Origin of the sequence: Variovorax sp. RO1, from assembly GCF_002849325.1 — a bacterium.
GTDB lineage: Bacteria > Pseudomonadota > Gammaproteobacteria > Burkholderiales > Burkholderiaceae_C > Variovorax.
In genome coordinates, this window is record NZ_PKMT01000001.1 from 2,195,052 (window position 1) to 2,209,859 (window position 14,808).

Genomic DNA, 14,808 nt, shown 5'->3' on the forward strand with positions numbered 1-14,808 from the left:
GTCGATCACCCCTTGCGCAGCCAGCTGCCGAGCGCGCCGAGCAGCCCGCCGCGCTGTGCATGCACGGCCGTGCCGGCGGCCAGGTCGGCGAGGTCCGAGGGCACGCCGTGCGGGGTGCCGTGCGCCGAGGAGGCGATCTGCCCGAGGTTCTCGAACAGATAGCGGCGCGGCTCCACGCGGTGCCCCAGCGTCTGCGCCGCCTGCTGCACGGCGCGCAGCACCAGCAGCGAGTCGCCGCCGAGGTCGAAGAAGTTGTCGTTGGCGCGGATCTCGTCGACGTCGATGCCGATCACGTCGGACCAGATCTGGGCCAGCTGTGCGTGCTCGGGGCTGAGCAGCCCTCGCTTCGCTTCGCGTGCGTCGCTGTCGGTGTCATCGGCCGGCGCACCCTTGTCCGCCTCTTCGGCTGCCAGCTTGCGCAGATAGAGCGCGCTGGCCGAGCCTTCGGTGCGGGCGATCTCGGCGAGCGTGGCCCCCGGGTGGTCGGCGACGCGGGCCAGCACTTCGAGGTAACGCTCGCGCAGCTGGGCACCGGTCTCGCGCAGGTACACGTCGGCGTTGTAGAGCAGCGCGCCTTCCAGGCCGTGCGGCTTGTCCATCAGCCACACGCCGATGTCGTCGGTGGCGCCGTGCTGCATCACGTGCACCTGGCGGGTCTGCAGGCTGCCGACGGTGCGCGCGCGTTCGCGTGCGTCCTGGAACGAGAACATCGCCTGGTAGGGCCCGGCGTGCTTGATCTGCCCCGCATAGCCGGGCTCGGCCATCAGGCGCTCGAACGGCACCTGCTGGTGGTTCATCATCGACAGCAGCTCCTGCTTCACGTAGCGCATGAAGTCGGGCAGCGGCAGCGCCATGTCGACCGCGAGCGAGACTGGCAGCACGTTGTTGAAGAAGCCCATGACGTCTTCCGTCTCGGCCTGCTGGCGCCCGCGCACCGGGTTCGCGATGACGATGGCGTCGTTGCCGGTCGCCTGGGCCATGGTCAGCGCGTAGATGCCGAAGGTCAGCATGCTGAGCGTGACGTCCATGTCGCGCGCGACCTCGCGCAGCCGCTGCGTGCTCTGCAGGTCGATGTGGATCCAGTGCGCGCCGCCCTGGCCGCTCTTGCCCGCGCGGCGCGGCATGTCGGTCCGGGGCGGCCGCACGGTCTTGGCGGCGCCCGCGAGCCGGCCGCGCCAGAACGCGAGCTGCTCCTCGCAGGCAGGCTCGGTCAGCCACTTTTCCAGCCACTCGGCGTAGTCGCCGTGGGTGGTGGCGAGCGCGGGCAGGTTGTGGGGGCGGCCGCGTTCGGCGGCGTCGTAGAACGCGCCCAGCTCGCGCTGCATCAGGTCGAAGGACCAGCCGTCCCAGATCAGGTGGTGCGGCACGAACAGGAAGACGTGCTCGTGGTCGTCGAGCTGGAACAGCGTCGCACGCATCATCGGCGCGCTGTGGATGTCGATCGGCCGGTCGGACAGCACCTGCATCTGCTCGGCCAGCTCGGCCTCGCGCTGGTCCGCCGGCAGGCCGCGCAGGTCGACCAGCGGCAGGGCGAACTCCACCGACACTGCGATCGACTGGATCGGTTGTCCCGTATCCTCGTCGAAGCCGATGCACGTGCGCAGCGAGGGCTGGCGGCGGATCATCTCGCGCAGCGCGCCTTCGAAGCGCGCCGCGTCGAGCTTGCCGGTGAGCCGCTGCGCCGAGGGCGCGTTGTAGACCGACCGGCCCGTGTACAGCTGCTCCATGAAGCGGATGCGTTCCTGCGAGGGCGTGAGCGGCGCGCTGCGGCGATCGGGGTGGCAGGCAATGGGCGCCTGCAGGCCGACGCCCGCGCCCTGCAGGGCCTCGATGACCGCGGCCAGCTTTTCGGCCGTGGGCGCCTCGAACAGCGAGCGCAGCGGCAGCGTGACCTGGAACTCGCGGCTCAGCAGCGTGGTGAGCCGTGCGGCCAGCAGCGAGTGGCCGCCCATGGTGAAGAAGTTGTCGTGCATGTCCAGGCCCGGCAGGCTCAGCACCTTCTCCATGATCACGAGCACCTTGCGCTCGTGCGCGTTGCGCGGACCGGCGCCGCGCCGCACTTCGTCGCGCGCCACCGCTTGCGGCGGCGGCAGCGAGACGCGGTCGACCTTGCCGTTCGCCAGCGTGGGCAGGGCGTCGAGCGTCACCACGTGCTGCGGCAGCATGAAGGCCGGCAGGTGCTTGCGCAGGTGCACCATCAGCGCATCGAGGTCGAAGCCGGCGCCCGGGATCAGCGCCAGGTAGGCCACCAGGCGCACGTCGCCGGGGTTGTCCTCGCGGGCCACGACCACGCTGCGCGAGACGCCGGCGACTTCGCAGCAGCGCACCTCGATCTCGCCGGGCTCGATGCGGTAGCCGCGCACCTTGACCTGGAAGTCGAGCCGCCCGAGGTGGTCGAGCAGCCCGTCGTTGCGCCAGCGGCCGCGGTCGCCGGAGCGGTAGACCTTCTTCGTGGTGCCGAAGATGCGCACCGTGACGAAGCGCTCGGCGGTCAGCGCGGGGCGGTCGAGGTAGCCCAGCGCAACACCTTCGCCCGCGATGCAGATTTCGCCGGGCACGCCGATCGGGCACGGTTGCAGGTCGGCGTCGAGGATCCAGATCTCGGTGTTGTCGACGGGCCTGCCGATCGACACGCCGCGCGAAGCGATCTCTTCGGGGCGGACGTGCCAGGCCGTGGAGTACACCGTCGTCTCGGTCGGGCCGTAGCCGTTCCACAGCCCTTCCATGCGCTCGCACAGCGCCAGCGCCATGCTCGGGCGCAGCGCTTCGCCGCCGGTCCAGCCGCGGAAACCGGGCGTGCCGCCGGCCCACTGGGCGTCGAGCAGAAGCTGCCACATGCCGGGCGTGGCCTGCAGCAGCGTGATCTGTTCGTCGTCGAGCGCCTGCGACAGGCGGTTGCCGTCCATGGCGACCTCGCGCTGCACCATCACGAGTTCCGCACCCGTTGCCAGCGGCAGCAGCAGGTCGGGCACGGCCATGTCGAACGACAGGGTGGTGACGGCGGCAATGCGGTCGGACGGGCCGACGTTCGATTCGCGCTGCATCCACTGCAGCAGGTGCGCCACGCCGCGGTGGTGCGCAATGACGCCCTTGGGCAGGCCGGTCGAGCCGGAGGTGTAGATCACATAGGCGGCGTCTTCGGAGCCCGGGTCGTCGCTGCTCGGCGGCAGGGCGTCGCCCGACAGGTGGCGCCAGGCGGTGTCGCGATCGATCTCGAAGATCCGCTGCTCGGCGTCGCCGCGCCAGTCGCGGGGCGCCACCGCGATGTCGGAGGAGGTCAGCATCAGGCTGAGGGTGGCGTCGCTGGCGTAGTGGTCCAGCCGCGCCTGCGGAAACGCGGTGTCCAGCGGCACGTAGGACGCGCCCGCCTTGAGGATGCCGAGCATCGCGACGACCATCTCCAGGCTGCGTTCGAGGCATAACCCCACGCGTTGGCCGCGGCCCACGCCGCGCGCGCGCAACGCACGCGCCAGGCGGTTGGACAGCGCATCGAGTTCGCCGTAGCTGCAGCTGCGCGCACCGTCGCGCACCGCCGGGCGGTGGGGCTGCAGCGGCACGCGCGCCACGAAGCCGGCATGCGCCAGCGGCGCGCCGCGCAGCGGCACGCGCGCGGGCTGCAGCGCCAGCAGCGCGCGCGCGGCGCCGGCCGACAGCACCTCGAGCCCGCCGATGGTTTCGTCGGGCTTGTGCGCGGCCGACTGCAGCACGCACTCGAACATGTCGAGCCAGCGCTCCACACTCACGTCGTCGAACAGGTCGGTGTTGTATTGCGCCTCGATCTGCAGGCTGCCGGCGTGCGGGCGCAGGTTCACGAACAGCTCGAAGTTCTCGTAGCGGCGGGCGATGGTGTCCTGCACCACGTCGAGCGTGGTGAACGCCTGCGCGCTGCTCGCCACGTCGGGGTCGACGTTGAAGGCCACGCTCACCAGCGGCAGCCGGCTCGGGTCGCGCACGAGCGACAGCTGGCCCAGCAACGCGCCATAGGTGAGGGCCTGGTGATCGAAGGCGTCGAGCACGGCGGTGCTGCATTCGTCCATCAGCGCGTCGAAGCGCGTGGCGGCATGCACGGCAATGCGCAGCGGCAGCAGGTTCACGCAATGGCCGACGAGGCCGGGCACGTCGTGCGCGAGCTGACCCGAGGTCGGGATGCCGACCACGATGTCTTCCTGGCCCGTGAGGCGGTGCAGCGTCGCGATGAAGCCGCTGAACAGGCCCGTGAACAGGCTGACGCCGGCCTTGGTGCTCGCGGTGCGCACGGCGCCGACCACGCGCCGGTCGAGCAGGCGCTCGGCGCGGCGCGAGTTGAAGGTGCGCGCGGCCGGGCGGGGGCGGTCCAGCGGCAGGTCGAGCACCGGCTGCGTGGTGCCGGAAAAGCGCGCCAGCCAGTAGTCGATGTGCGCCTGCATGTCGGGGCTCGCGGCGGCGACGGCTTCCTCGGCGGCGAAGTCCGCGAACAGCGGCGCGGGCTTGAGCTTCAGCCCGGTGCCGGTTTCCTCGGCATAGAGGTGGCCCAGCTGCTCGGTGATGACCGCCCACGACCAGCCGTCGCAGACCACGTGGTGCGCCGACATCACGAGTTCGTGCTCGGCATCGCCCAGGCGGTACAGCACCGCCCGGAACAGCGGACCGTGTTCGAGCGAGAACGGCGTGCAGACCGCCTCGGCGTGGGCCGCGTGCAGGGCCTGCTCGAGGGCTTCCGGCGCCAGCCCGCCCAGGTCCTGCCGCACCAGGTGGTTCCCGCCTGGGGGGCTGACCAGCATGAAGGTGCCGTCCGGCGAGATCGTGGCGCGCAGCGCCTGGTGGCGTTCGAGCAGGTGGTCGGTGGCGCGCGCCATGGCCGAGCCGTCCAGCGCGCCGCGCAATCGCAGCACGACCGACTCGTTGTAGGCCATCGAGGCCTCGGTGCTCATCGTGGCGCCGAGCCAGATTTCGCGTTGCGATTCGGTCGTCGGAATGATGCATTCGACGAGGCCACCACTCGCGGTGGGCTTGAGTGCGGCGTTCATGCTGCGGCCTTTCCGTTGATGAGGCGCTCGTGCGAGGCGGCGTCTTCGGGTACGTGCCAGAACGGCCGGCCGTCGCTGTCGCGGGCCAGCACGCTGCCGTCTTCGACGGGCTTGCGCGCATCGAAGCGGTTGGGAGCAGGAGCGCGGCGCGGAAGGAAGCCGGATTCCTGCATCTCGGCGACCGATTCCTTGAAGGCGCTCTGAATGAAAGCGATGTCCTCGGCGCTGTGCGCGCTCGTGAGGAAGCACGGGAAGTTGTCCAGGATGTGCACGCCGCGGCTGCGCATCATGGCGAACAGCAGGTCCTGCAGCGGGTGGTCTTCGAGCCAGCTCACGCGCCACAGCGAGGAGAAATGACGGATCGCGAGCGGCGCGCCGACCTCCTGGCACCAGCCCGAAAGTTCGGCGGCCATGGCGGTCGTGCTGGCGTTGAGCCCGGCCTGCAGCGCGGGCCCGGCCTCCTTCAGGTGCATGAGCGAGGCCTTGGCCGCGGCGAGCGCGAGCGGATGGCGCACGAAGGTGCCGGCGAAATAGGTGACGCCGACGCCCGGGATCGAGTCGTCGCCGTACTGCCAGGCGCCGCCGTCCAGCGCGTCCATGAACTCGCGCTTGCCGGCGATCACGCCGACCGGAAAGCCGCCGCCGATCACCTTGCCGTAGGTGGCGAGGTCGGCGCGCACGCCGAACAGTTCCTGCGCGCCGCCCAGCGCGGTGCGAAAGCCGGTGATGACCTCGTCGAAGATGAGGCAGCAGCCGTTCTTTGTGGTGATGTCGCGCACGTCGTGCAGGAACTCGCGCGGCTGGAAATCGGGGCGGCGGCTTTGCACCGGCTCGACCAGCACGGCCGCCAGGTCTGCGGCGTTGTCTCGGATGAAGGCGAGCGCCTCGGGGGTGCCGTAGTCGAGCACGCGGATGTCGCCGAACATGCCGCTCATCACGCCGGGCGCGGCCGACAGGCCCTTGCCGCCCTTGCCGGCGCGCACCAGCACTTCGTCGAAGGTGCCGTGGTAGGAGCCCGTGAAGGCCACCACCGTGCTGCGTCCGGTGACGGTGCGCGCGATGCGCAGCGCCGCCATCACGGCCTCGGAGCCGGTGTTGCACAGGCCGGCGCGCTCGCTGCCCGTGAGTTCGCAGATGAGGCGGGTCACGTCGGCCGCGAGCGGATGCTGCGGTCCGATCTCATAGCCGGCATCGAGCTGGGCCCGCACGGCGTCCTGCACGAAATCGGGTTGCCAGCCGAACAGGTTCAGCCCGAAGCCGTTGAGCGCGTCGACGTACGCGTTGCCGTCGATGTCCCACATCTTCGAGCCCTTGGAGCGCTCGATCACGATCTGGTAGGTGATCTCCTTGGTCAGCGGGCGAAAACCGTTGACCACGCGCGGGTCTGCCATGTGGGCGCGGTTCTCCTCGGTGAAGCGCTTGCTCTTCTGCGTGCGTTCGACATAGCGCCGCACGAAGGTGGCCAGCCGCGCCTTCTGCCGTGCGCTGGGTTCGGCGGTGCGCTGGGTGTGGATGCGGGCAATGGCGCCGAAGGCCTTGTTGACGTCGTAGCGAAGCGGCGCTTCGGTCGGCGGCTGTTGCTGCGCGACGGGCACGGGCTCTGCCGCCACGGGCATCGCTGCCGGCACTGGAGCGGCCGCGCCGGACAGGAGCGCGAGCTGCTGGCGCATCAGCTCCATCTGCTGCGCGATCACCTGGTTCAGCAGGCCGGTGGGCTGCGCGAGCCCTTGCGGTGGCGTTGGCATCGACACCTGCACGGCGGAGGCCGCAGGCATGGCGGGCATGACGGGCGCGGCCACCGGCTCGGCCTCGGGCGGCAGGCTCTGCAGCAGGTACGCGGCCAGCGCGTCGAAGCTGCGGTAGTTCTCCATCAGCTGCCGGAAGCTCAGCTCGACCTTGAAGCGCTTCTTGATCTGCGTGGCGGCCTGGGTCAGCGTGAGCGAGTCCATCCCGATCTCTCCGAACGGGGCGTGGCCCTCGGCCTGTGCCATGTCGATGCCCGAGATGTCTTCGAACAGGGCCCGCAATCGGGTGTCGACCGACGCCGCGCGCGACGCATCGGGCGGCTGGGGAGACGGCAGGGGCAGGTGAGGCGAGGGCGCGGCAGCGGTCACGATCGGCTCCAATGAAACAGGCAGGGCAGGCAGAAGAGGCAGGGCGGGCGCAAGGGCGGGCGACACCGGCGCGGCGGGCGCGATGTCGACCCACAGACGCTTGCGTTCGAACGGGTAGGTGGGAAGGCACACGCGCCGGGCGCCGGCGCGCGGTGCGAGCAGGGCGAGGTCGACCTCGGCGCCGCAGGTCCACAGGCGCGCGGCGGCAAGGCGCAGGGTGCGGGTCTCGTCGGCCGGTTCGCCGTGCAGCAGCGACACCGCCACGGCGCCGGCCTTCGACGCCGGGGCGAGACCTGGCAGACGGTGCTGGCGCACCAGCGCGGCCAGCGTGTTGCGGGGGCCGACTTCCACGAACACCGGATGGGTGGCGTCGCCCGCCGCGCTCTGCAATGCCGGCGAGAAGCGCACGGTGCCGCGCAGGTGCTGCGCCCAGTAGGCCGGGCTGGTGGCCTGCGCGTCTTCGAGCAGGCAGCCGGTGAACGTGGAGTAGATCGGGATCTGCGGCGCGTGCAGCGCGACCTGGCTCACGAGCGCCTCGAAGGGCGCCACCGCGGCGTCCATCATGGCGGAGTGAAAGGCGTGCGAGGTCTGCAGCAGCCGGCAGGCGACGCCCTCGGCTTCGAGCGCGGCCTGGAGTTCGGCGATGGCCTCGGACGGACCGGCGGCCACGCAGGCGCCGGGTGCGTTCTCCGCGGCGAGCGAGACCTGGGGCGAGGCCGAGAGCCGTGGGGCCAGCGCGTCCGCGCCGAGCCGCACCGACAGCATCGTCCCGGCGGGCTGTGCCTGCATGAGCGCGCCGCGGCGGGCAATGAGCCGGGCGGCATCTTCCAGGCGCATCACGCCGGCGATGACGGCCGCGACGAATTCCCCGACGCTGTGGCCGATGAGGGCGTGCGGGCGCAGGCCCAGCGACAGCAGCCGCCGTGCGAGCGCGTACTCGAGCGTGAAGAGCGCGGGCTGCGTGACGGCCGTCGGCGCAAGCGCCTGCGGGTCGGCGGCGAACATGCGCTCGCGCAGGTCGAAGTCCAGCGCGCCGTCGAAGGCACGCAGGCAGTTGTCGAACGCAGCCGCGAACACCGGGTCGCCCGCATGCAGCGCGCGGCCCATGCCCGGGTACTGCGCACCCTGGCCCGGGAACATCAGCAGGGGCTGCGGCGCGCGCTCGGCGATCCGGTCGCTCACGCGCCAGGCCGCGTTCTCCGAGCGCAGCGCCTCGATGGCTTGCGCCGCATCGCCGGCCACCACGGCGCGACGGAAGGCATGGGCCTTGCGGCCGACGCACAGGGTGAACGCCGCGTCGCCGAGGCAAAGCTCGGGCTGTTCTTCCAGGTGCGTCGCCAGCTGCTGCGTCGCGACCGCCAGTGCTGCCTCCGAGCGGGCCGACAGCGCCAGCACGTGGACGCCAGGCTGCGTGGAGCGCGCCTGCCGCGCCGGCGCTTCCTCGAGCACGACGTGCGCGTTGGTGCCCCCGACACCGAAGGAGCTGACCCCCGCGCGGCGCGGCAGGTCGGCCCGCGGCCACGGCTGCAGCTGGTTGCTGACGTGGAACGGCGTGCGCGCAAAGTCGATCGCCGGGTTCGGTGCCGTGAAATGCGCGGTGGGCGGAATCAGTTCGTGGTGCAGCGCCAGCGCCGTCTTGATGAGCCCGGCGGCGCCCGCGGCCGTGACCATGTGGCCCACGTTGCTCTTGAGCGAGCCCAGCGTGCAGTAGCCCCGCGCGTCGGTGTGCTCGGCGTACGCGACGGCCAGCGCCTCGACCTCGACCGGGTCGCCCATCGGCGTGGCGGTGCCGTGCGCTTCCACGTAGGAAATGCTGCGCGCGTCCACGTCCGCCGCGGCCAGTGCGGCCCGGATCACCGCGGCCTGGCCGTCCACGCTGGGCGCCGTGAAGCTGGCCTTGGCGCCGCCGTCGTTGTTGACGCAGGCGCTGCGCAGCACGGCATAGATGGTGTCGCCGTCGGCCTGCGCGTCGGACAGCCGCTTGAGCAGCACCACGGCGGCGCCGTCGCTGAACACGGTGCCCTTGGCCTGCGCGTCGAAGCTGCGCGTGTGGCCGTCGGGCGAGAGCATCGAGCCCTCGTTGTAGAGGTAGCCGCTGCGGGGCGGGCAGGTGACCGAGGCGCCGCCCGCAAGCGCCATGTAGCACTGGCCCGTGCGCAACGCGTGAAAGGCCTGGGCGATTGCGACCAGCGAGGTCGAGCACGCGGTGTTGACGCTCACGGCCGGCCCGCGCAGGTTGAGCCGGTTGGCCACGCGGGTGGTGATGTAGTCCTTCTCGTTGCCCAGCATCACCTGGAACTCGCCGACGGCCTCCACGAGGTCGGGCCGCGAGGCCACGTGGCGCTGGAAGTAGGTGGCGTTGTACGTGCCCGCATACACGCCCACCGGGCCCGGCGCCTCGTCGGGCACGTACCCCGCGCGCTCCAGGCACTCCCAGCAGATCTCGAGGAACACGCGGTGCTGCGGGTCCATGAGCGCGGCTTCCTTCGGGCCGAGGCCGAAGAAGGCGGCGTCGAAGCCCTCGATGCCGTCGATCACGCCGCGCGCCCGCACATAGGCCGGGTCACGGCGCAGCGACTCGCTGACGCCGGCGTCCAGGCTGGCGTCGTCGAAGAAGCTGACGGTGTCGCGCCCGGCGACGAGGTTGTCCCAGAACTGCTCCACATCGCCCGCGCCGGGGAAGCGACCGGCGGTGGCGATGAGGGCGATCGGCTCCGGGGCGTCGGCCCCCGCGCGGGTGGCGTCTTTCCGCACGGGCAGGGGCTGCGGTACCTCGTCGGCCGGCTGCAGTTGCGCCGCGATGGCGCCCGGCGTCGGATGGCGGAAGAACAGGTTGGTCGACAGCGCTGGCGCGCCCTCGCGCTGCAGGTCCGCGAGCACCTGCAGCACCAGCAGCGAGCTGCCGCCCAGATCGAAGAAGTTGTCGTTGCGTCCGGCGGTGTCGATGCCCAGGGCGCGTGCGAAGGCGTCGCACACCTGCTGCTCGCGCGTGTCGCGCGCGGCCTCGAAAGGCTGCGCGAGGTCGGGGCGCTCACCGGCCGGCTCGGGCAGCGCGTTGCGGTCGAGCTTGCCGTTGGGCGTGACGGGGAGTTGCGCGAGCCAGACCTGCGCCGAAGGCAGCATCACCGCGGGCAGGCGGGTCGCCAGGTGCGCGCGCAGCGTGTCCCACGCGAGCTTCTGTGCGCGTGCGACCAGGTAGGCGATCAGACGCAGTTGGCCGTCGCGACCGGGCCGCGCGACCACCGCGCAGGACTGCACCGCGGGATGCGCAAGGATGGCTGCCTCGACCTCGCCGGTCTCGATGCGGTGGCCGTGGATCTTGACCTGGCCGTCGATGCGGCCGATGAATTCGATCGTGCCGTCGGGCAGCCAGCGGGCGAGGTCGCCGGTGCGGTAGAGCCGGTCGCCGGGTGCGCCGAAAGGATCGGGCACGAAGCGCGCGGCCGTGAGTTCGGGTTGCCCCAGGTACCCGCGGGCCAGGCCGTGTCCGCCGATGCACAGCTCGCCCACGAGGCCGCTGGGCAGCAGGGCCAGCGTCGGGCTCAGCACGCGCAGCACGGTGTCCTTGATCGGGCGCCCGAGCGGCACCGAGCGCAGGCCCGCCGCGATGGCGGCGCGCTCGATGCGATGGGTGGTCGCGAAGGTCGTGCACTCGGTCGGCCCGTAGCCGTTGCTGAGCGTGAGCCCGGGGAGTGCATCGAGCGCGCGCAGCACATGGGGTACCGACAGCGCCTCGCCGCCGGTGAACAGGTGCGCCAGGCCCGCGAGGTGCTGCGGATCGCCGTCGACCACGGCGTTGAAGAGCGATGCCGTGAGCCACGCGGTGTGTACCTCGTGGCGGGCGATGGTGCGTGCGAGGCCGGCGCCGGTGGGTACCCGTTCGTCGTGGATCACGCAGCGCCCGCCGTTCAGCAAGGGCCCCCAGACTTCGAGCGTCGATGCGTCGAAGGCGAGCGGCGCCGCATGCAGCATCGCGCGCCCGGGTGCGAGTTCGATGTAGTCGACATCGACCACCAGCCGCAGGATGGCGCGATGGCTGGTCTCGATGCCCTTGGGTACGCCGGTCGAGCCCGAGGTGTACATGAGGTACGCCAGCGACTCGCCGTCGATGGCCGGTGCTGTCCACGATGCACGGTCCGTGGCGTCGTCAGGCCCGTCGATCCGCACGGCGGCGCGGTTGGCCGGCACGAGAGGGGCCAGCGCATCGGTCGTCACGACCCGGGTCACACCGGCCTGGTCGAACATGGTGGCGACCCGTTCGGGCGGAAAGTCGGTCGGCACCGGCACGTAGGCCGCGCCCGCCTTGAGGATGCCGAGCATGGCGACGATGGCGTCCATCGAACGCTCGAACACCATCCCGACGTTGTCGCCCGCCCGCACGCCCGACTGCTGCAGGCGCCGTGCGAGCCGGTCGCTGCGCGCGTCGAGCTCGCCGTAGCGCATCGTTTCGTCGCCTTCCACCAGCGCCAGCGCGTCGGGCGTGGCCGCAGCCTGGCGGCTGAACACGGCGGGCACGGTGAGCGACAGGTCGGGCGCGGCGGGCGGCGCGGTCCATGCGGCGAGCTGGTCGTCGCGGTCGGCGTCGGGCAGGGCGCGGATGTTGTCGAGCGCAGCGTCGGGGCGCGCCAGCAGATCGGCAGCGGTGTTGGCGATGGCCGCGAGCAGGCGGGTGGCGCAGGGCGTATCCATCAGGCGCGCGTCGACGTCCAGATGCAGGCTGGCGGGGAGCTCCGCGCGGGCTTCGATCCGCAGGTGCGGCAAGGTCTCGGAAGTTGGGTGCGCGGACCGGCGGTCGAGGTCGAGCTGGGTCAGCCAGGCGCTCGCGGTGCCGGACGGCGGCATCGGCAGGGCCGTGCCTAGCCAGCGCGATCGCAGCAGCAGCCAGGCGCCGACGAACAGCGTGTCGGGCAGGTACCCCGTGGCACCCAGCGACGCCAGCCATCGCTGCGCGAACCCGGCGTCGAGGGCCAGCGAGACGCCGAGCCGTTCGCCTGTCGCCGCGCGCGCGGACGGGGAGACGAAGAGATCGCCCAGCGCGGCCTCCGAAGCCATGGCGGCCTCCGGCGACGAAGCAATGTGGGTTTCCATGCAATTACCCGGCTGCAGACTGTGAATGAAAAATTCAATTGATCCGACTGAATTGAATTCAATGGAGCATTGGCCTTGATTTGTCGCGATCCTATGAACTTGGCGAGGCGTCTGTTGAGGTCTTTTCTCTGTGTTTACATTTGGATATAAATATTTCTGAATCGAACTACCTTAATCGTGACGTTTGAGGTACCACGCCCATTCGGCATGGGCGGTTTGTCACCCATTTGTGGAGCCGCGGCGACACGCCGGTTCGAACCTTTGGCCGCTCTTCTGTGCTTCGGCGACATTCTTGATAGTCTGAGTTGCTATGTTTTCTTGAGGAAAACAGCGGTAATGCGCCAAAATTTGAAGATCGATCAGAGATTTTTCGCAAATTGAGTCAGATGGAGAGCATCGGCATTCAAAGGTCGTCGGCTCAAATGGGGTAGATGTTTTTCTTCGATGGGAGAAATAATCTGTCTTTCAATTAAGTCGAAATTGAACTTTGAATTTATTGAAAATCCCATTGAATTCAATGAAATCTGTTACTGGATTGCGTTGGAGATGCTTGATTTGCAATTTTTCTCGGCCCTCTTGAAGGGTTTGAATTCAATTTCGGCCCATTTCTTTTGTGAAATATGGGAAAACAGAAAACGGGGTGCTTTTCCCTCTGTCAGCGCGCCGAACGCCCAGATGCCCCGTGGCAGTGGCCCACGAAATTCGGACAGTCAGCCGCGTCGTGGGGCCCGGCATTGATCCCGGTTGATTTCTTTCGGGTGGGCCGGAAGGTCCGGACCGGGCCCGGACATCGACACCGCGGGCCCGCCATTTCGTCCGCAATTCGCCGCCGGACCGCGGCTGAGACGCTTTGCGGGGGATGGGTTTTTAGGTCGAATGGCTTACTTTTTCTGCGGCGCCGATGGGCCGCGCCGATGCGCGGCCAGGCCGCCGGAACGCACCCACCGCCATCGCTGCGTTGCGCTGGCCCGGGTCCCGCGTTCGCGCCGCGCGGTCTTGGGCAGGCGCTTTGTCACGCGCGCATGCGCGCCGTGGCAGGGCGCATGGCTCCCTCGCAAAAGGGCGCTTCGCTCATGTGCGAAGGCACGGCGATTCCTAGAATGGCCCTGCGATGCATCGTGAAACGTGAGTCTTCTCGTTGAAGTGTTGAAGTGTTGAAGGGGGGCCTGAGCGGAGGGCTGCTGTCGGTGCGCACCGACGACGCCTTCCGCCGCGGGCTGCTTGCAGGCGCGTGAGAACGCGCTAGAACGAAGAGATGGAACGAAGGAGTGCAGCCATGGCCACCCAACCCGATCTTCCGTCTCCGATCACGCCCGACCTGCCGGTCGAGCCCGATGAAGGGCCGGAGCACGCGCCCGACGAGCCCACCGATCCCGAGCCGCCGCCCAGCGCGAGGTGAGAACAGCGCCTCTTGTGCCTCTTGCGCCGCGCTAAGCTCGCGCGATGGATGAAGTCGATTGCGCCGTCATCGGCGCTGGCGTGGTGGGGCTGGCCGTGGCGCGCGCATTGGCGCTCGCGGGCCGGGAGGTGCTGGTGCTGGAGTCCGAAGGGGCGATCGGCACGGGAACGAGTTCCCGCAACAGCGAGGTGATCCACGCGGGCATCTACTACCCGCAGAGTTCGCTGAAAGCGACGCTGTGCGTGGAAGGACGCGACGCGCTCTATAAGTACGCACAGGCGCGCGGCGTGCCGCACAGCCGCTGCGGCAAGCTCATCGTGGCGACCTCCGCCGAACAGGTGGGCCAGCTCAACGTGATCCGCGCCAAGGCTGCGGCCAATGGGGTGGGCGACCTGGTCCTGCTCACCGCGCAGCAAGCCCTCGCGATGGAATCGCAACTGCATTGCGTTGCGGCGCTGCATTCACCGAGCACGGGCATCGTCGACAGCCACGCGCTGATGCTGAGCCTGCTCGGCGACCTCGAGAACGCGGGCGGCATGCTGGCGCTCAAGTCGCCCATCGATCGCGCCGAATGCGTGGACGGCGCTGTCGTGCTGATCGCCGCCGATGGCACGGCGCTGCGTTGCCGCACGGTGGTCAATGCCGCGGGGCTGGGCGCTCCTGCGTTGGCGCGTCGCTTCGAGGGCATGCCGGCGTCGGCCGTGCCGCGCGAATACTTCGCCAAGGGCAACTACTTCACGCTCGCGGGCCGCGCGCCTTTCGGCCGGCTCATCTATCCGGTGCCGGAGCCGGGCGGGCTCGGCGTGCACCTGACGCTCGACCTCGGCGGACAAGCCAAGTTCGGGCCCGACGTGCAGTGGGTCGAGAGCGCCGACGATCTCGTGGTCGATCCGGCACGTGGCGACCGCTTCTACGACGAGGTGCGCAGGTACTGGCCCGCGTTGCCCGACGGTGCGTTGATTCCCGGCTATGCAGGCATGCGTCCGAAGATCTCGGGGCCGGGCGAGCCCGCGGCCGACTTCATGATTTCGGGGCCCGCATCGCATGGGGTGCCGGGGCTGGTCCATCTCTTCGGCATCGAGTCGCCGGGGCTCACCAGCAGCCTGGCCATCGGACGGCACGTGGCGCAGCTGCTCGCCGAGGCCTGATCGCACGCGCTCGGCACAACTGAGCACATCTCTGTCGCGCATGAGGGGCTTTC

4 protein-coding genes are annotated in these 14,808 nt (G+C 70.0%); 2 read left to right on the forward strand and 2 right to left on the reverse strand.

Annotated elements, in window-relative coordinates; genetic code table 11:
* Positions 1-5: 5 nt before the first annotated feature.
* Together CY658_RS10490 and CY658_RS10495 are read right to left on the reverse strand one after the other, a co-directional pair.
* Positions 6-5,006: a non-ribosomal peptide synthetase gene (locus CY658_RS10490; RefSeq protein WP_101490031.1), complete on the reverse strand. Its 5,001-nt coding sequence runs from the start codon at positions 5,004-5,006 to the stop codon at positions 6-8.
* Positions 5,003-12,172, reverse strand: coding sequence for a type I polyketide synthase (locus CY658_RS10495; RefSeq protein ID WP_101490320.1), 7,170 nt, complete (start codon positions 12,170-12,172; stop codon positions 5,003-5,005). The genes CY658_RS10490 and CY658_RS10495 overlap by 4 nt, the downstream gene beginning before the upstream one ends.
* A gap of 1,312 nt (positions 12,173-13,484) precedes the next feature.
* On the opposite strand from CY658_RS10495, the gene CY658_RS10500 reads away from it, so the two are divergent.
* The gene (locus CY658_RS10500; protein ID WP_062479916.1) at positions 13,485-13,607 is read left to right on the forward strand and encodes a hypothetical protein; all 123 of its coding nucleotides are present in this window, start codon (positions 13,485-13,487) and stop codon (positions 13,605-13,607) included.
* Between the two features lie 44 nt (positions 13,608-13,651).
* Positions 13,652-14,755, forward strand: coding sequence for an NAD(P)/FAD-dependent oxidoreductase (locus CY658_RS10505; RefSeq protein WP_101490032.1), 1,104 nt, complete (start codon positions 13,652-13,654; stop codon positions 14,753-14,755).
* The last annotated feature ends 53 nt before the right edge of the window (positions 14,756-14,808 follow it).